Source organism: Marinobacter similis (assembly GCF_000830985.1).
Lineage (GTDB): Bacteria > Pseudomonadota > Gammaproteobacteria > Pseudomonadales > Oleiphilaceae > Marinobacter > Marinobacter similis.
Window position 1 is genome coordinate 2478136 of the sequence record NZ_CP007151.1, and the last position, 16521, is coordinate 2494656.

11 protein-coding genes and 7 pseudogenes are annotated in these 16521 nt (G+C 60.2%); 4 read left to right on the top strand and 14 right to left on the bottom strand.

Going from position 1 to position 16521, the window contains the following annotated elements; genetic code table 11:
* Window positions 1-90: 90 nt before the first annotated feature.
* Entirely contained in the window at window positions 91-306 is a 216-nt protein-coding gene (gene rpsU / locus AU14_RS11450; protein ID WP_007153483.1) for a 30S ribosomal protein S21, read from the bottom strand.
* 237 nt (window positions 307-543) lie between these two features.
* Here rpsU and tsaD point away from each other — a divergent pair.
* Window positions 544-1598 (top strand): annotated as a pseudogene (gene tsaD, locus AU14_RS11455) (tRNA (adenosine(37)-N6)-threonylcarbamoyltransferase complex transferase subunit TsaD).
* 32 nt (window positions 1599-1630) lie between these two features.
* Here tsaD and plsY read toward each other — a convergent pair.
* A pseudogene (gene plsY, locus AU14_RS11460) lies at window positions 1631-2247 on the bottom strand (glycerol-3-phosphate 1-O-acyltransferase PlsY).
* 139 nt (window positions 2248-2386) lie between these two features.
* Between plsY and folB the strand changes: the two are divergent.
* Together folB and folK (AU14_RS11470) are read left to right on the top strand one after the other, a co-directional pair.
* A pseudogene (folB, locus tag AU14_RS11465) lies at window positions 2387-2742 on the top strand (dihydroneopterin aldolase).
* Window positions 2742-3266 carry a 2-amino-4-hydroxy-6-hydroxymethyldihydropteridine diphosphokinase gene (gene folK, locus AU14_RS11470; RefSeq protein ID WP_041340944.1) on the top strand — a complete coding sequence of 175 codons (525 nt, stop codon included), beginning with the start codon at window positions 2742-2744 and terminating at the stop codon, window positions 3264-3266. Before folB ends, folK (AU14_RS11470) begins: the two are co-directional and overlap by 1 nt.
* On the opposite strand, the gene pgi is transcribed toward folK (AU14_RS11470), so the two are convergent.
* The 11 genes and pseudogenes from pgi to dksA form a co-directional block, all read right to left on the bottom strand.
* Window positions 3249-4910, bottom strand: coding sequence for a glucose-6-phosphate isomerase (gene pgi, locus AU14_RS11475; RefSeq protein ID WP_041340947.1), 1662 nt, complete (start codon window positions 4908-4910; stop codon window positions 3249-3251). The two genes, folK (AU14_RS11470) and pgi, sit on opposite strands and share 18 nt — an antisense overlap.
* Window positions 4911-4946: 36 nt before the next feature.
* Window positions 4947-5795: a pantoate--beta-alanine ligase gene (gene panC / locus AU14_RS11480; protein ID WP_041340949.1), complete on the bottom strand. Its 849-nt coding sequence runs from the start codon at window positions 5793-5795 to the stop codon at window positions 4947-4949.
* Window positions 5792-6589, bottom strand: coding sequence for a 3-methyl-2-oxobutanoate hydroxymethyltransferase (gene panB, locus AU14_RS19845; protein ID WP_169745966.1), 798 nt, complete (start codon window positions 6587-6589; stop codon window positions 5792-5794). Before panB ends, panC begins: the two co-directional genes overlap by 4 nt.
* A 153-nt stretch (window positions 6590-6742) precedes the next feature.
* Window positions 6743-7225: pseudogene (gene folK, locus AU14_RS19850) on the bottom strand (2-amino-4-hydroxy-6-hydroxymethyldihydropteridine diphosphokinase); the annotation flags it as partial.
* Window positions 7225-8591 (bottom strand): annotated as a pseudogene (gene pcnB, locus AU14_RS11490) (polynucleotide adenylyltransferase PcnB). The pseudogenes folK (AU14_RS19850) and pcnB, both read right to left, overlap by 1 nt.
* Window positions 8584-8868, bottom strand: a complete 285-nt coding sequence (locus AU14_RS11495; protein WP_236744020.1) for a hypothetical protein — start codon at window positions 8866-8868, stop codon at window positions 8584-8586. Before AU14_RS11495 ends, pcnB begins: the two are co-directional and overlap by 8 nt.
* A gap of 396 nt (window positions 8869-9264) precedes the next feature.
* The gene (locus AU14_RS11500) at window positions 9265-10668 is read right to left on the bottom strand and encodes a sigma-54-dependent transcriptional regulator (RefSeq protein ID WP_041340952.1); all 1404 of its coding nucleotides are present in this window, start codon (window positions 10666-10668) and stop codon (window positions 9265-9267) included.
* A gap of 7 nt (window positions 10669-10675) precedes the next feature.
* Window positions 10676-13638: pseudogene (locus AU14_RS11505) on the bottom strand (ATP-binding protein).
* The gene (locus AU14_RS19650; protein WP_041340954.1) at window positions 13628-13804 is read right to left on the bottom strand and encodes a hypothetical protein; all 177 of its coding nucleotides are present in this window, start codon (window positions 13802-13804) and stop codon (window positions 13628-13630) included. The pseudogene AU14_RS11505 and the gene AU14_RS19650 overlap by 11 nt, the downstream one beginning before the upstream one ends.
* A gap of 50 nt (window positions 13805-13854) precedes the next feature.
* Window positions 13855-14727, bottom strand: coding sequence for a tRNA glutamyl-Q(34) synthetase GluQRS (gene gluQRS, locus AU14_RS11515; RefSeq protein WP_041340957.1), 873 nt, complete (start codon window positions 14725-14727; stop codon window positions 13855-13857).
* Window positions 14728-14787: 60 nt separating this feature from the next.
* Window positions 14788-15228 carry an RNA polymerase-binding protein DksA gene (dksA, locus tag AU14_RS11520; RefSeq protein WP_041340960.1) on the bottom strand — a complete coding sequence of 147 codons (441 nt, stop codon included), beginning with the start codon at window positions 15226-15228 and terminating at the stop codon, window positions 14788-14790.
* Between the two features lie 179 nt (window positions 15229-15407).
* Here dksA and sfsA point away from each other — a divergent pair.
* Window positions 15408-16138, top strand: a pseudogene (sfsA, locus tag AU14_RS11525) (DNA/RNA nuclease SfsA).
* Here the strand turns inward: sfsA and AU14_RS11530 are convergent.
* A complete protein-coding gene (locus AU14_RS11530; protein ID WP_041340963.1) occupies window positions 16122-16502 on the bottom strand; it encodes a Rieske (2Fe-2S) protein in 381 nt (126 codons plus the stop codon). The pseudogene sfsA and the gene AU14_RS11530 sit on opposite strands and share 17 nt — an antisense overlap.
* Window positions 16503-16521: the final 19 nt, after the last annotated feature.

Below are 16521 nucleotides of genomic sequence, written 5' to 3' on the forward strand. Positions count from 1 at the left end.
CAGGCCTCGGCGGCATTTTTGAAGTCGCTCTGTGCAGCCTGCGGCTGAACAGGCAATCAGTGCTTTGCAGTCAAGCGGCGTCGATATAACTTAGTACAGACGCTCGAACTTGCGCTGTTCCCGCTGAAGCTTCTTGAGATGACGCTTAACGGCAGCGGCTGCTTTGCGCTTACGAACAGCGGTCGGCTTCTCGTAGTGCTCGCGACGACGTACTTCAGAAAGTACACCCGCTTTTTCGCAGGAACGCTTGAAGCGACGCAGTGCTACGTCAAACGGTTCATTCTCTTTCACTTTAACAGCTGGCATTCGGAAATCACCTACCTGATAGATTCGGTTTCAATGTAATCCGCCTGGCAGTGCCAGACCGGTTCGATCCCTGGTCAGATTGGCTAAAACTCGACCAGTGCATATTTTAGGGCGGCAATGATAGCGCCTGGGTTATGGCAAGGTCAATGATTGTTCAGATGAATCTGACAGGGCGTTTCGGGTTTCTGCTAAAATGCGGCGTTTTCCACACATGCCTATTAACGTGGCCCGGATATTATGCTGATTCTCGGTATTGAAACCTCCTGTGATGAAACCGGCGTGGCCCTGTTCGACAGCGAACAGGGGCTGCTTGCGCACGCCCTGTTCAGTCAGATCGATATGCACGCGGACTATGGCGGCGTGGTGCCGGAGCTGGCATCGCGGGACCATGTGCGCAAGCTGCTGCCGTTGTGCGATCAGGTGTTGGCTCAGGCCGGCAAGGTTCGTGCTGACCTGGAAGGCATTGCCTACACCGCCGGACCGGGCCTGGTCGGCGCGTTGATGGTCGGCGGCTCGGTTGCCCATTCCCTTGCTTCGCCCTGGGCGTGCCGGTTCTGGGCGTGCATCACATGGAGGGCCACCTGCTGGCGCCCATGCTGGAGGACAATCCGCCCGCCTTTCCGTTTGTCGCCCTGCTGGTATCCGGTGGTCACACCCAGTTGGTGCGGGTAGATGGTATTGGTGCCTACGAAATGCTGGGTGAGTCCGTGGATGACGCCGCCGGTGAGGCCTTCGATAAAGCCGCCAAGATGCTCGGGCTGGATTACCCGGGTGGGCCGCGGGTTGCCGCGCTGGCTGAGAAGGGAACGCCGGGCCGCTATCGATTCCCCCGCCCGATGACCGACCGCCCCGGCCTGGATTTCAGTTTCAGTGGCCTGAAGACCTTTACCCTGAATACCGTCAGTGCTGCCCGGGATGCGGGCGGTCTTGATGATCAGACCCGCGCCGACATCGCCCTGGCGTTCGAAACCGCTGTGGTTGAGACCCTGACCATCAAGTGTCGGCGTGCCCTGGAGCAGACCGGCTGCAAGCGTCTGGTGATTGCCGGTGGTGTCAGCGCCAACAAGCGCTTGCGCGCCGCCCTGGAAGCCATGACCGCCAAGCTGAAGGCTGGGGTGTTCTACGCCCGGCCGGAATTCTGCACCGATAATGGCGCCATGATTGCCTATGCCGGCGCCCAGCGCTTACGGGCAGGGCAGCAGGATGGCGAGAGGATTGTTGCGGTGCCGCGCTGGCCGATGAATACCCTGCCGGCCATTACCGAGCCGCGTTCCACCGGTCTGGTGGATTAGCCCAGGCCTTGTGCTGGCGGACGATTGACGCTTTAAAGGCCGGCTTCCCGGCCCTGAGCCAGCCGGATCAGGTTATTCCGGTGCCGAACCACGATCAGCAGCGCCAGTAGCCGAACAAGGCCAGGGTGTCGGGTTCGATCAGCGCGCTGATGATCGGGCCGGAGACGATGGCGATCAGCGACGCCAGCGCCGAGATGCGACAGCGCCAGATCACCAGTAGCCAGATGGCCGCCATCAGCGAGGTGGTTATCGGCGCCAGGGCCAGGCCTGCGCCCAGTGCGGTCGCCACGCCTTTGCCACCCTTGAATCGGTAGAACACGGGGATCATGTGGCCGGTAACGGCACACAGCGCCACCATGGCCTGCGCCATCACTGATAGCCCCAGGTTGTGGGCCAGCCAGACGGGGAGCCAGCCTTTGGCTGCATCCAGTGCCAGTGTCATCAGGGCAGGCGCCCAGCCGCCGGTGCGGTAAACATTGGTGGCGCCAGGGTTGCCAGAACCCTGTGCCCGTGGATCGGGCAGCTTCCACAGTCGGCACACCGGCAGCGCAAACAGCACCGAGCCGGCCAGGTAGGCGGCAAAGCAGAGCAGAACCGTGACAACCGGGTCGCTGGACAGTGTGGTGGCGAGCGTGGAGGAGAGGGTCATGGTGTCGGCTCGAAGGCGGAGACGTCTCAGGGTGTAGTGTGCGAAAATGCCGACCCTGTAAAACAGGCCAGCGTTATCACAGTATCCGTTGGTTGTGTGTTATTCAATCAGCAAAGAGTGGAATACTCCGGGAGCCCCCTTGGCAGACAGTGTCCTCATTGAAGGTCTGGTAGTTGAGACCGTTGTCGGTGTCTACGATTGGGAACGGAAGGTCGACCAGCGCCTGCTGGTCGACCTGGAAATGGCTTGGGATAATCGGGTTCCGGGGGCCTCGGATGATGTCGGGGATGCCCTGGATTATGCCGCGGTCAGCGAGCTGGTCACATCGTGCCTGCAAGCGCTTCAGCCAAGTTGCTGGAGCACGGTGCTGAGCAGCTCGCGGCGCAACTGCAGCGGCAGTTCGGAATTACCTGGCTGGCGCTGACACTGAGAAAACCCGGAGCGGTGCCGGCGGCGCAAGCGGTGGGAGTTCGAATAGAAAGGGGAACGCGTTAATGACCGACCAGGTCCGGGTGTACATCAGTATTGGCAGCAACGTAGACCGGGAGCATTACGTTGCCGCGGCTCTGGACGCGCTGGCGAGCTGGTTTGGCGACCTTGAGATTTCACCGGTCTATGACAGCGAAGCAGTTGGCTTCAAGGGCTCACCGTTTCTGAATCTGGTGGTCGGGGTAGAGACTGCGCTACCGGTGGGTGAATTGTCCCGTCGCTTCAAGCAGCTGGAGGCCGACAATGGCCGCCGTCGTGATGTGCCCAAGTTCAGTGCCCGAACGCTGGACCTGGATATCCTGACCTATGGCGATCGGGTGGGGGTAGTCGATGGGGTTGAGTTGCCTCGCGGCGAAATCTTGAAGAACGCCTTCGTTCTGCAGCCGCTAGCGGATATTGCGCCCGAGGCCCTGCATCCGGTGACGGGGCAAAGCTATCGGGAATTGTGGCGGAACTACCGGTCCGATCAGAAACTCTGGCCGGTGGACTTTACCTGGCAGGGCCGTCAGATTTCAGTAATCGCCGACTGACCGGAACAGCTCGATCAGGTGGTCGGTTGAACTGTCGCTGCCTGAGCCCTGAGGTTCCTTCCCGAGCAGGCGGGGCAGGATACCCTTGCCCAGCTGTTTGCCCAGCTCTACGCCCCATTGATCGAACGAATCCACGCCCCAGATGACCCCCTGAACAAAGGTTCGATGCTCGTACAGGGCAATCAGTGCACCCACGCTCTCAGGAGTGACCTGCTCAAGCACCAGGGTGTTGCTGGGTTTGTTGCCGGGAATCACCTTATGAGGCGCCAACTGCTCTATTTCCGCTTCCGAATGTCCTTCTGCTGCCAGTTCGGCTCGCGCCTCTGCCAGTGATTTGCCCGCCATCATCGCCTGGCTTTGGCTCAGGCAGTTGGCAAACAGATCAGCGTGGTGCGTGGCCACCGGGTTGTGGGTTTTCAGCGGAATGATGAAGTCGGCCGGAATCAGCCGGGTGCCTTGATGGATCAACTGGTGGTAGGCGTGCTGGCCATTGGAGCCTGTGCCACCCCAGATGATCGGTCCCGACTCGCAGGCCAGCGGTTCTCCGGTTTCGGTCACACTCTTGCCATTGCTTTCCATGTCCAGTTGCTGGAGATGATCCGGAAGGCTGCGCAGGTATTGGTCATACGGCAGGATGGCGTGGGTGTGAGCGTTCCAGAAGTTGTTGTACCAGACACCCAGCAAGCCCATGACCACGGGCAGATTCTGCGCCAGTGGCGCATTCTGGAAGTGGCTGTCCATGGCATGGGCGCCGGCCAGCAGGCGCCGGAAGTTGTCCATGCCGATAGTCAGTGCCACCGGTAGGCCAATGGCGGACCACAGCGAGTAGCGCCCGCCAACCCAATCCCACATCGGGAACACCTGATCGGCCTGGATGCCGAAGTTTTCCGCGCCCGGTACGTTGGCGGTAACCGCCAGGAAGTGCTTGGCTACTGCCGAGTCATCTCCGCAATAATCCACCAGCCATTGCCGCGCCACGGTGCTGTTCTCCAGGGTTTCCTGGGTTCGGAATGATTTCGACTGGATCAGGAACAGGGTGGTTTCCGGGTTCACCTGCCGGAGCACTTCCAGGATATCGGTGCCGTCGATGTTGGCGACAAAGTGGCAGCGCATGCCGCCCTGCCAGTAGGGCTGCAGGGCTTCATTGACCAGCTTTGGCCCGAGATAGGAACCGCCAATGCCAATGCTGACCACATCGGTGAAGGCCTTGCCGCTGAACCCGGTCCGGGATTGATCCAGAACGTTGGTGACTACTTCTTCCATCCGCGCCAGGGTGTGCTGGACCTCGGCCACTACATCGACCCCGTCCACCAAGATAGAGGCATTGCCGGGGTGTCTCAGGGCCGTGTGCAGGGCTGGCCGTTGTTCGGTGCGGTTGACCGGCTCGCCGCGCAATAGTGCGTCCCGGCGTGCCGGCAGATCAGAGCGTTCGGCCAGCGCCAGCAGGGCGCTCAGGGTTTCGTCGGTGATGCGGTTCTTGGAAAAATCCAGGGATATTCCTGCGCCCTTGATGAAGTAGCGACTGGCCCGCTCCGGGTCCTCGGCAAACAGCTGCTTCATTGGCACCGACTGCATTTGCAGCCGGTGCTGCTCCAGCGCCTGCCACTCCGGGGAGGAGGTCAGTTGGGCCGCGCGTTCAGGCATTAGAATATCCTTTTCCGTAATTTGCTTGGTGTTGGCTCAGCGACTCATTGACAGGTTGTCGATCAGACGGGTGGTGCCCAGGAAGGCTGCCACCAGCAGGGTAATATCGGTGTCTTCGGTGCTGGCCGGTTTCAGGGTTTGGCTATTAACGATGTTGAAATAGTCCGGTCGCAGGCCGGCCTCGGCGAGGCGGTTGCGAGCTTCTTCCTCCAGGGTCTGGAAGTCTGAGCGGCCTCCGGTCAATTCACGGGCAGTAGTTTGCAGGGTCTGGTATACCACCGGGGCGATTTTGCGTTCGCTCGCTGTCAGGTAACCGTTTCGGGAGCTTTTGGCCAGGCCGTCGTCTTCCCGGATGGTGGGCGCGCCCACGACTTCCACCGGCAGCATAAGGTCGCGGACCAGTTTCCGGATCACCGCCAGCTGTTGGAAATCTTTTTCGCCAAACACCGCGACGTCCGGCTGAACCATGTTCAGGAGCATGGTGACTACCGTCGCCACGCCCTCGAAATGACCGGGGCGGCTGGCGCCACAATGACCGTCGCTGACTTCCGGAACCACCACCTGGGTCTGCATGGCCAGCCCTTCGGGATAGACTTCCTCCACACCGGGGGCGAACACGAGGGTGTTGCCGGCGGCTTCCAGTTGCTCCTGATCTTCAGTCAGTGTGCGCGGGTAGGTGTCCAGATCTTCGCCGGCCCCAAACTGCATCGGGTTTACGAAAATGCTGGTGACCACCACATCCGCCGCTTCCGCGGCTTTGCGCACAAGGGATATGTGGCCCTCGTGGAGGTTGCCCATCGTCGGCACCAGGCCAATGGTTTTGCCCTGGCGTCGATAGCCGCGGAGGATGGTGCGAAGTTCTTTCAGGGAATGTACGGTTCTCATGCCTTGAACGTATGCTCCTCGGCGGGGAAAGTTCGTGCGCGCACGGCGCTCACGTAGGCCTCAATGGCCTCCTGAACGGAATTGGCCTCGGCCAGGAAGTTCTTCACAAATCGGGGCTTGCGCCCTGTGGTAACGCCTAGCATATCGTGCAGGACCAGCACCTGGCCGTCGGTATCGGCGCCGGCGCCAATGCCGATGACTGGCGCCTTGACGGCCTGGGTGATGCGGGCGGCCAGGGGCGCGGGTACGCACTCAAGCAGAATCAGGTCGGCGCCGGCCGCTTCCAGTTCGCAGGCGTGCTCAATCATCATTTCCGCTGCCTTCTCGTTGCGGCCCTGAACCTTGTAGCCACCAAACTTGTTGACGAACTGGGGAGTAAGGCCCAGGTGCGCACACACGGGTACGCCGCGCTCGCTCAGGGCATGGATGGTGTCTTTCATCCAATCGGTGCCTTCGAGCTTGACCAGGTGGGCACCGGCACGCATAAGTTCGGCAGCATTTTCCAGGGCTGCATCTACGGTGCCATAAGTCATGAACGGCATGTCGGCCATGATCAAGGCACCGGCATTACCCTTGGCTACGCAGCTGGTGTGATAAACCATCTGGTCCATGGTGACCGGCAGGGTGCTGTCGTGGCCCTGCAATACCATGCCCAGGGAGTCTCCGATCAGGATGACATCGACACCCGCTTCACTGACCACCTGGGCAAAGGTGGCATCGTAAGAGGTCAGGACGGAAAAGGCTTCGCCCTTTTGTTTGTATTCCCGAAGTATTGATGGTAACAGCCATAAAATCCTTGCCTTGTGGGTGGATGGGCCAAGACCGGGCCGGGGTCTGCCGGCGTTCAGTGCTAAGGGTAATCCGGGGCTATGTTTGAGGCAATAGTAGCACGGGCCCCGTTGAGCGGGGCGGACGCAGGTCAGGACGGAGCGAAGCTCCCGCGCTATTGGCGGCAGCTTGCGCAGCTCGTTGTCCGGGCAATGCTGGCGGAGATCCTTGATGGTGCGGCCATCGGGCAGGGTCAGGGCAGGCTCCAGGTCCAGCAGGGGCTGAAGGACAAAATCCCGGTTCGGTAGTTCTTTGTGGGGTACGGTCAGGCGCTCGTCAGCCAGAGTCTGGTTGCCAAAAACCAGCAGGTCCAGGTCCAGTGTTCTCGGGCCCCAGTGCCTGAGTCGCTCACGGCCATGACGCTGTTCAATGGTCTGCAGGTGGTCAAGCAGCTCGTGGGGGCGCAGGGTGGTGCGTAGCCAGACCGCGCCATTGACGAAGTCCGGCTGATCCTGCGGGCCAACCGGGCGGCTGGCGTAAAAGGGCGACTGCGCCACCAGTACCGAATCCGGCAGGCCGGCCAGGGCGGCAACTGCCTGAGCCAGCTGTGCTGCCGGGTTCTCAAGGTTGCTGCCGAGGCCAATAAAGGCGTCCGTGGTCATTACTCGGCGGGGCGCTTGGTGGGTGGCTTGCGCCGACGCTTGCGCTTTTTGGGACCATCGCTGCCCAGTTCAGTCAGCATGCGCTCCTGGCCGCGCTCATCGGTTTTCTGGAAATCGGTCCACCATTGGCCGAGGCCGGGTTCGATTTCGCCCGCCGCTTCGCGCACCAGCAGGAAGTCATAGGCAGCCCGGAATCTGGGATGGCTCATGGCGGCAAAGGCGCGCTTGCCCTGACGACGGGGCAGGCGCATCTGCATTTCCCAGATCTCTTTCATCGGACCGGAGAAACGCTTGGGAATGGACGTGGCCTGAACCTGGCGGCCAATGACCTTGCCGATGGCGCCGTGCAGGGCCGGTTGAACCGGGTCGCCGTTGTCTTGGCGTCGGGTCCATTCCGCCTGCAGTGCCGGCCAGAGCATGGCGGCAAACAGGAAGTAAGGTGTCACCGACTTGCCTTGGGCGATGCGGGCATCAGTATTGCGCAGGGCCTGACGGATAAGTTCATCCGATTCGCCGTTATTGATCGCCCGAACGGTCTCGGGGAACAGTGGCGCCAGCAGGTTATAGCGGCTCAACAGATCGTAGGTCGCTTCGCCCTGGCCGGCCGAGAACAGTTTGAGCACTTCCTCGAACAGGCGAGCGGGCGGAATATGTGTGAGCAGGGGCGCGAGCTCCCTGATCGGGGCCTCAGTGTCCGGCTCAATGTCAAAATCAAGCTTGGCGGCAAAGCGGATGGCTCGCAGCATGCGCACCGGATCTTCCGGTACCGGGTTTCCGGATCGCCAATCAGCCGGAGCTGTCGGTTGCGCAGATCCTCGACGCCATCGGCGAAATCGATCACGGTGAAGTCGCGGATGCAGTAGTAAAGAGCATTAACCGTGAAATCCCGGCGCAGGGCGTCTTCTTCCTGGCTGCCGTAGACGTTGTCACGCAACAGCAGGCCGTGCTCGGAGGTTTTGCGATCGTCGTCCGGCGCGTCGTCCTCGGCTTCGCTGGCGTTGCCCCGGAACGTGGTCACCTCAATGACCTCGCGGCCAAACACCACGTGCACGATGCGGAAGCGGCGGCCAATCAGCCGGGAGTTACGGAACAGCTCGTGCACCTCTTCAGGCGTCGCGTTGGTCGCGATGTCGAAGTCTTTTGGTACGCCGCCGAGCAGTATGTCGCGCACGCCGCCGCCAACGAGGTAAGCCTCGAAGCCGGCTTTGTTTAGCCGGTTGAGAACCTTCTTGGCAGGTTCGCTGATGGCCGAGCGGGACACATTGTGCTGGTCGCGCGGAATTTCCCGACGCTGGTACGGGCGGAGCTTCTTTTTCCCGGTGCCGGGAATAAAGGAACGGAGTTTTTCGACGAGTCGTTTAGGCATTTAAATCCGTGGTTGCGAAGAGCAAAAACCGAGAGTTTAACGGTTTGTGCAGGTTTTGCCCACGTTTGACTGGGAATGAGGCACTGAAAGGTGGTTGGTCCAGATAATCAAAAGGCGGATCCGTTTTCACGAATCCGCCCTGAAAGCGTTGACGATCTGCATTGTTTTTGTTGTTACCGGGATTCTTCTTAATTTTTCTACCCCACTGCATGTCCCCAATTTCGGGGGTCAGCGGTGCAAACGGAAAGCTTTGAACACACAGAGCGGTCAGAGACATCGGATGAGATTCGGGCAGGTGCAGTGTCGCCTGGAGGACGATTCTTCTCTACATCTACTACAACTCACACGTGCCGAGGGACCACTAAAAAGCAAAGTACCCAAAACACTCAGTTCGCTCACGTTCTGTATTTGTTTTTATTACTGAACGCTCTTCTACAGCTTTTTGTTTTTGTTTTGGCGCTGCGTTGTCACGATTGTTTTTGTTGTCGTGCGCCCTAATAGGTTGCAGTCCGTGTGCCAAGTTTTATAAATTCTTTATTAACAGTGTGTTACGATTTTTTCGATTGTAAGTGTTACCCCGTACACAGTGAAAGTGTTACTGAGATCTCATTAATTCTGTGGCGAGTGTTACCGGGAGGAACAGGTGGTAACAATGGAGCCTGGATTCATTTTATTAATTGCCTGAACTTTTCTTGCGCGGAATGCCCAGGCGCTGGCGACGCTCCCACAGGGACTTTCGACTGATACCCAGTTTCTGGGCCAACTCGGTTTCGCTCATGCGATCCTGGTTTTCCAGGACAAAGTGCTGGAAGTAGTCTTCCAGCGACAGGTCGTTGGAGGAATCGACATCGGTGGCGCGGGTTTGCTCGTTGTTGCCCTCGACGAGTGTTTCCGGGATGTATTCGTCGCCAGCTTCACTGTCCAGGTCGAGCAGTCCCGGTGAAATCACGTCACCGTCACAAAGGATGGTCGCGCGTTCAATGGCGTTCTCAAGCTCGCGCACGTTGCCCGGCCAGCGATGCCGTTCCAGCGCCCGCATGGCTTCCGGGCTCAGGTTGAGCAGGGGCTTGCCCATCTTCTCGCCCTGACGTTTCAGAAAGCGTCGGGCCAGGCCGAGTATGTCGGCCTGGCGCTCGCGCAGCGGCGGAATACGGATCTGCATGACGTTGAGACGGTAATACAGATCCTCACGGAATTCGCCGGTGCGGGTCATGGCTTTCAGATTACGGTGGGTCGCGGCAATCATCCGAACATTCACGGTCCGGCTCTGGGTGGAGCCGACCTTGCGAATTTCGCTTTCCTGCAGCACCCGCAGAAGGCGGGCCTGGGCTTCTGCCGGCAGTTCCCCAATTTCGTCCAGGAATAGACTGCCGCCGTCGGCGGCCTCGATCAGGCCGGTCCGTGCCGAAACCGCGCCGGTGAAGGCGCCCTTCTCATGGCCGAACAGCTCCGACTCAATCAGGCTTTCCGGAATCGCGGCGCAGTTCACTGAGATCAGTGGCTTGGAGGCGCGGGGGCTGAGCAGGTGCAGGGCCCGTGCCGCCAATTCCTTACCGGTACCCGATTCACCCTGGATCAGCACCGTGGTTTCGGTCGGTGCGACTTTGCGAATCAGCGTGAAGACGCGCTGCATGGGTTCGCAGTGGCCAAACATGATGTTGGCCGGATCGCTGTCCTCCGGGCTGGCGTCTGATCCTCCCTGCAGGTCGCCGGTGGTCGTACCTGGCATCTTCCGGGCCAGGATTTTCTCAACCGCAGCGAGCATTTCGTCATGATCGAAAGGCTTGGCGATGTATTCGACCGCGCCCATCTTCATGGAATCGACTGCAGAGCGCAGGCTGGCATAGCTGGTCATGATCAGTACCGGAGTGTTCGGAGCCCGGTTGATCAGTTCGGTGCCGGGGGCACCCGGTAGTCGAAGATCAGAGATGATCAGATCAAACTGTTCCGGCTCGAAATTCTGCTCGGCTTCCTCCACCGATGCGGCGTCGGACACCGTGTATCCAGCATGCTGGAGCAGTTTGCGCACTGCTGAGCGAATAATGTCTTCATCTTCTACGATCAGAATGCGAGGCATAGAGGTTTCATGACCTTTCGTTCTGGCTGACGGTGGTGGTGCCGGTTTCCGGCTCGTAGGCGGGTAGCCTCAAGCGTACACAGGTGCCGGTGCCAGTGTCCGGGTTAGCCGGACTGTCCACCTGGATGTTGCCGTAATGTTCTTCCACGATACTGTACACCAATGACAGGCCCAGGCCGGTGCCTTTGTTCGGGGCTTTGGTGGTATAGAAGGGTTCGAACACGTGATCAAGCTGATCGGCCGGTATGCCGGAGCCTCATCGACGACCTCGATGATAGCGGAGTAGCCATCGCCGTTTCCACTGACCCGGACCGAGCCGCCCGTGGGTGAGGCATCCCGGGCATTGGCTAGCAGGTTAATAAATACTTGTACGAGGCGTTGTTCATCGCCGAGCACCTGAAGATTTGGCGGGCAGTCGTTTACAAAGTGCACCCCCATGCCCTTGTCGCTCAGCGACAGCAGATTTATGGACTCATCCACGCACCGGTGAATGGTCACCGGCTCATAGCGGTTCGCATGAGCACGGTTGCCGGTGCGGGCGAAATTCATCAGTGATTGCAGGATGGTGGAAATCCGCCGGGTTTGCTGCTGAATCTGGTCGGCGGTATCGAGGATGTCCGGGTTGTCTGTTTCCAGGCGCAGATTCTGCGCCAGTGAGGAGATGCCAGTCACCGGGTTGCCGATCTCATGGGCAACTCCGGCGGCTAGCCGGCCCACCGAGGCCAGTCGCTCGCTGTGCATCAGCTCGTCTTCCAGCTGCCGGGTCTCGGTCTGGTCTTCCACCAGGATGATGCTGCCGCCCTCGGTATGATCCGGCCCGCTCAGGGCTGCCTTGTGCAGGTTCAGCCAGTGGGGTTTGCCACGCAGGTCCAGCCGATGTTTGTAGCGATGCAGTTCGTCGCCATTATGGAAGTCGTCCAGCAGAATGTGCCAATGCTCGGGCAGGGCCATCAGGCGTGCGCCGACAACATCGTCGGCGGTGATGCCGGTCAGGCTTTCCATGGTGTGGTTCCACATCAGTATTTCGCCGTCCTCGCCCACCGAACAGGCCGGGATCGGCAGATTCTGCAGAGTCTGACGGTAATGGCGGCGCAGATTGTCCAGCTCGCCGGCAAGCCCGGTCAGCTGGTTCTGGTATTCCCCGAGTGCTCGCTCGACATAACGGATGTCCTGGCCGGTGCCGCCCCGTGTCATGGGTTTGAAGCCCAGGTGCCGTTTTACCATGTCCCGGGCAACTGATGGCCCAAGCAGGCCAGACAGGTTGACCTCAATCTGATCCCGCAGTCGCCGCAGCTGGTAAGGGCGGTACTCCAGCTTCGGCAGTTTCAGTTGCGCCAGTGCGCGTTCAACTTCCCGTTTGGCCACGCCCCGGCCCAGAGGTTCGGCCAGTTGTTTGGCGAATTCGGTGGAGGACGCGGCCAGCAGCTCCCGACGTTGGGGGCGGGAGAGGGCGCCCAGCGAGCAGGCCTGGGCCGCGCTGTTTTCTTCGTTGCTGCTGGTGCTGACCATGGATATCAGCGCGAATACCGCGACATTGGCGGTCAGACTGATGAAGGTAAAGATGTGCCAGTTGCTGTAGTCCGGCACCAGCGGCGCATCAAACAGGGCGAGTAGATTTGCGGTGTGCGCAAAGGGCAGCACCAGGGTGACGATCCAGATGGCAAGCCCGACCAACAGACCGGCGATCAGGCCCCGGCGATTGCCTTCGGGCCAGTAGATCACTCCAAGGGCGCCGGGCAGCAGCTGCAGAACACCGGACAGGGAAATAATCCCCAGAATGGACAAATCCAGGTTCTTGCCCAGGGTTTCATGGAACAGCAGGGCCAGGAAAATAATGCCGGCGATCAGCATGCGCTTGATGCCCTGCAGCCAGCGGTAGATATCGCCCTGGTCCCGAGGGGTTTTTAGCGGCAACACCACGTGGTTGAGCACCATCCCGGCCAGGGCCAGGGTGCTGACGATCATCAGGCCGCTGGCGGCCGACAACCCGGCGATGTACATCATCAGGGTTAGTCCCGGGCTGTCGAGGCTCTGGGCTACGCCGATGGCGTAGAAGCTCGGGCCCGTGGTTACCGCCAGCGCCTGGCCACCCCACAGAATCAGCGGAACCGGTAGGCCGATTAACAGCAGGTACAGCGGCAGCCCCCAGCTGGCTTTGGCCAGCGCCTTGGGTGACGGGTTCTCGCTGAATGTCATGTGGTACATGTGCGGCAGTACCAGGGCCCCGGCAAACGACATCAGCATCAGCGCTCGCCAGCTGCCATCGTCCACGCTCAGGGTCATGGTGGTGGCCGGCGAGCTGTTGCTGAGCAGCCAGCCTTCGAGGCCGTCCATGCCGCCGAAGACGCCAAACAGGATAACCCCGCCCAATACCAGCATGGCCACCAGCTTGACCAGGGAGTCGAAGGCGATGGCCAGGACCAGGCCCTGATGATTGTCGGACTTCTGGTCACGTCGGGCACCAAACAGCATGGCAAACAGTACCACCGTGATACTGAACATCACGCTAATGGCCCGGGGCGAGGTGTCCGGAGCAAGAATGCTGGCTGAGGTGGTAACCGCCTGAATCTGCATGCTGAGCAGGGCCAGGATGGCGCCGCCGGAGCACAGGGTGACCAGGGTGCCGGCCCACTGGCTGCGATATCGATAAGCGAAGAGGTCGGCCAGCGAGGTGAGCTGGTAGGCGCGGCCGATACGCAATACCGGGTTCAGCAGCACCGGCGCCAGCAGGAAGGCACCACTGATGCCGAGGTAATAGGCAAGAAAGCCGTAACCGGAATCCGCCGCCACGCCAACGGCGGCATAAACCGCCCAGATACCGGCGTAGACGCCCAGGCTCAGGGTGTAGACCAGCGGATGTCTGACCCAATGCCGGAGCAGGGTGCCCTTCTCGGTTACCCAGGCGATAGCAAACAGGATCACCAGGTAGAGCAGGCTGGCAGCGAGTAGGCTTGCGGCGCTAAAACTCATTGGGATCCCGTCGCCATTCCAGCCAGAAACCGATGGCAATAATGCCGGCCCAGATCAAATAGGGGCTATACCAGGCGTTACCCGGCGAGGTCCACCAATCGAGGATATTGGGAGAGAAGATGTAGATGGCCAAAACCAACAGGAAGACCAGACGGTAGATATACATCAGGCATGCTATCCGCGCTGAGGTTTGTGAACCGCTTTATACCACGGGGTTCACCCGGATGTCAGGTGGATGGCCTCGCGCCGCCAGTGGCTGGTGCCCCAGTCCAGGATGCTGTCGACCGGGGCACCGGCGAGTGACGCCGGTGGCATCTGGCCCAATGCCACCAGGGCCTGGATCAGATTGTCGGCAGGCTTGTCGTCGTTCAGCGCCGGGGCGTGGGTCTGCTTGCTGAGCTTCTGGCCCTGTTCGTTGACGATGACCGGCACATGCAGCCAGCGGGGCGGGGTGGTGCCCAATGCCCGGTAAATCTGGGTTTGCTGGGCGGTCATGTCGAGCAGGTCCGAGCCCCGGACCACATCGGTAATGCCTTGGTCAATGTCGTCCACTACCACGGCTAACTGGTAGGCGTAAAAGCCTTCCTTTCGCAGTATGACCGGGTCGTCCAGTTCGGCGCTGACGGTTTGGCTCTGGGGGCCTAAAAGGAGGTCCTGCCAGTGATTGTGCTCATCGGTAAGCGCAAAGCGAACCGCCGATGGGCGATCGGTGGGGCCAGCCTGCCGATCCCGGCAGCCATGGGGGTGGCGGCCGCTGTGTTGTTGGAGCTCCTTGCGGGAGCACACGCACCGATAGGCATCGCCGGTGGTCATCAACAGATCGATGGCTGCCTGATAGGCCTCGTGGCGGCGGGACTGGAAACGTACGGGCTCGTCGGAAAACAAGCCGTGGGCTTCAAGGCTGTTCAGGATCTGGCCGGTGGCTTCGGCGGGCTCCCGGAGTGGGTCCAGATCTTCGATACGAACCAGCCATTGGCCGTTGTGGCTGCGGGCCTCCAGGTAACTGGCAAGGGCCGCGACCAGAGAGCCAAAATGCAAAGGGCCTGTGGGTGAGGGCGCGAATCGGCCCCGGTAACGAGCTATGGTCATGATGGGTCAGTCAGCCGGCGGCTTTTGAAAAGCACGGCCGGCTGCTGCGGGTAAGCTGACTCAGATGCCAGTCTGGCGCTCGCGAATTTCAGCGAGGGTTTTGCAGTCAATGCACAGGGTCGCTGTCGGCCGTGCTTCCAGGCGACGGATGCCGATTTCGACACCGCACTGATCGCAGAAGCCGTAATCGTCTTTGTCGATGCGATCAATGGTCTTGTCGATTTTCTTGATCAATTTACGCTCGCGATCACGGGTCCGCAGTTCCAGGCTGAATTCCTCTTCCTGGGTTGCGCGATCACTGGGATCGGCGTAATTTGCGGCGTCTTCTTGCATGTGGTGCATGGTGCGGTCCACTTCTTCCATCAGCTCCTGTTTCCATTGCAGCAGCAGATTTTTGAAGTGCTCCAGCATTTCAGCACTCATGTACTCTTCACCCTTCTTCATTTCGTAAGGGGTGAAGTTAGTAAAACGTTCGCGTGGTTGTTCTGCAGTGTTTGCCATTGAACCCGGCCTCTTGTTTGTACTTCACAAGAACGCTTTGCTTCCCACCGCTTGAGCCCCCGTGGCTGAGCGGTTTAACCCTGGATGAAGCATTCGTCCTGAAACGGGAATTTGCGGAAAATAGCAGATAAGTCACGGGGGTGCCAGCCTTGTGATACCGACTTTTGAATGGAGACCACATGAACTTTCCCGAACCCCTGGTCGAGGGGCGCCTGATTCGCCGGTATAAACGCTTCCTGGCGGACGTGCGCCTGCCGGACGGAAGCGAGGTAACCGCCCACTGTCCGAACACCGGTTCCATGCTGGGCTGCCAGCCGAGGATGCCCGGGTTTGGCTGAGCCGAAGCGACAATCCCAAGCGCAAACTGCCCTATACCTGGGAGCTGGTGGAGACCTCGCCGGGCAGGCTGGCCTGCATTAACACCGCGCGTCCAAACGCCCAGGCCCGAGCCGCAGTCGAGAGTGGTGTGGCGGTGGAATTGGCGGGCTACGCTGGCTGCCGGGCGGAAGTGAAGTACGGCGACGAAAAGAGTCGTATCGATCTCCTGCTGACCGGTCACGACCATCAGCCAGACGCCTGGGTGGAGGTGAAAAACGTCACCCTGGCGGAAACTGATCAGGGCTTCTTCCCCGATGCGGTCACTACTCGAGGTCAGAAACACCTGCGGGAGCTGATGGCCCAGGTGGCCCGGGGAGACCGGGCGGTGTTGTTCTTTGTGGTGAACCACACCGGCATTCAGACCGTGCGCCCAGCCGATCACATTGATCCGACCTATGGGCGGTTACTGCGGGAAGCCTGTGATGCCGGGGTTGAGGTGATTGCCTACCGAGCCGGCCTGGCCACCGATAGCGGCGATCCTTCCGGAAAGATGACGCTGACCGAATCAGTGCCGGTTATTCTGGAAGTCTGATCTGAATGGTACCGCCCTCGATCCGAAGATCGAGAGCGGCCAGGGCGTCGCCCTGGCAGGGGCCCGCGATGCACTCGCCGGTGCCCGGTTTAAAAAGGGCGCCGTGGGTGGAGCACTGAATGAACAGATTGTCGGCATCCATGAACTTGCCGGGCATCCAGTTCAATTCAATGCCCAGGTGCGGGCATTGATTAACGTAGGCCTGGGGTTGGCCATCGTGCAATAACAGGAAGCCGGTAAGCGGCATGGCTCCCGGTTCCGCGGCTTGCTGCTGAATGCGAAACTCCAGGGGTTGTCCCGCCTGGAGCTCATCCTGCAGGCAAACGGTTTGCCACTGGCCACTGTCTGGTGCCGTTGTCGCCAAGGTGTTCCTCCCGGTTCTG

Coding starts and splice junctions, on each gene's coding strand:
- pgi (WP_041340947.1), bottom strand. CDS start 4,910: ATGCCTGAACGCGCGGCCCAACTGACCTCCTCCCCGGAGTGGCAGGCG.
- panC (WP_041340949.1), bottom strand. CDS start 5,795: ATGAGAACCGTACATTCCCTGAAAGAACTTCGCACCATCCTCCGCGGC.
- folK (WP_041340944.1), top strand. CDS start 2,742: ATGACCGACCAGGTCCGGGTGTACATCAGTATTGGCAGCAACGTAGAC.
- dksA (WP_041340960.1), bottom strand. CDS start 15,228: ATGGCAAACACTGCAGAACAACCACGCGAACGTTTTACTAACTTCACC.
- rpsU (WP_007153483.1), bottom strand. CDS start 306: ATGCCAGCTGTTAAAGTGAAAGAGAATGAACCGTTTGACGTAGCACTG.
- AU14_RS11495 (WP_236744020.1), bottom strand. CDS start 8,868: ATGTCTCTGACCGCTCTGTGTGTTCAAAGCTTTCCGTTTGCACCGCTG.
- AU14_RS11500 (WP_041340952.1), bottom strand. CDS start 10,668: ATGCCTCGCATTCTGATCGTAGAAGATGAAGACATTATTCGCTCAGCA.
- AU14_RS19650 (WP_041340954.1), bottom strand. CDS start 13,804: ATGTATATCTACCGTCTGGTCTTCCTGTTGGTTTTGGCCATCTACATC.
- gluQRS (WP_041340957.1), bottom strand. CDS start 14,727: ATGACCATAGCTCGTTACCGGGGCCGATTCGCGCCCTCACCCACAGGC.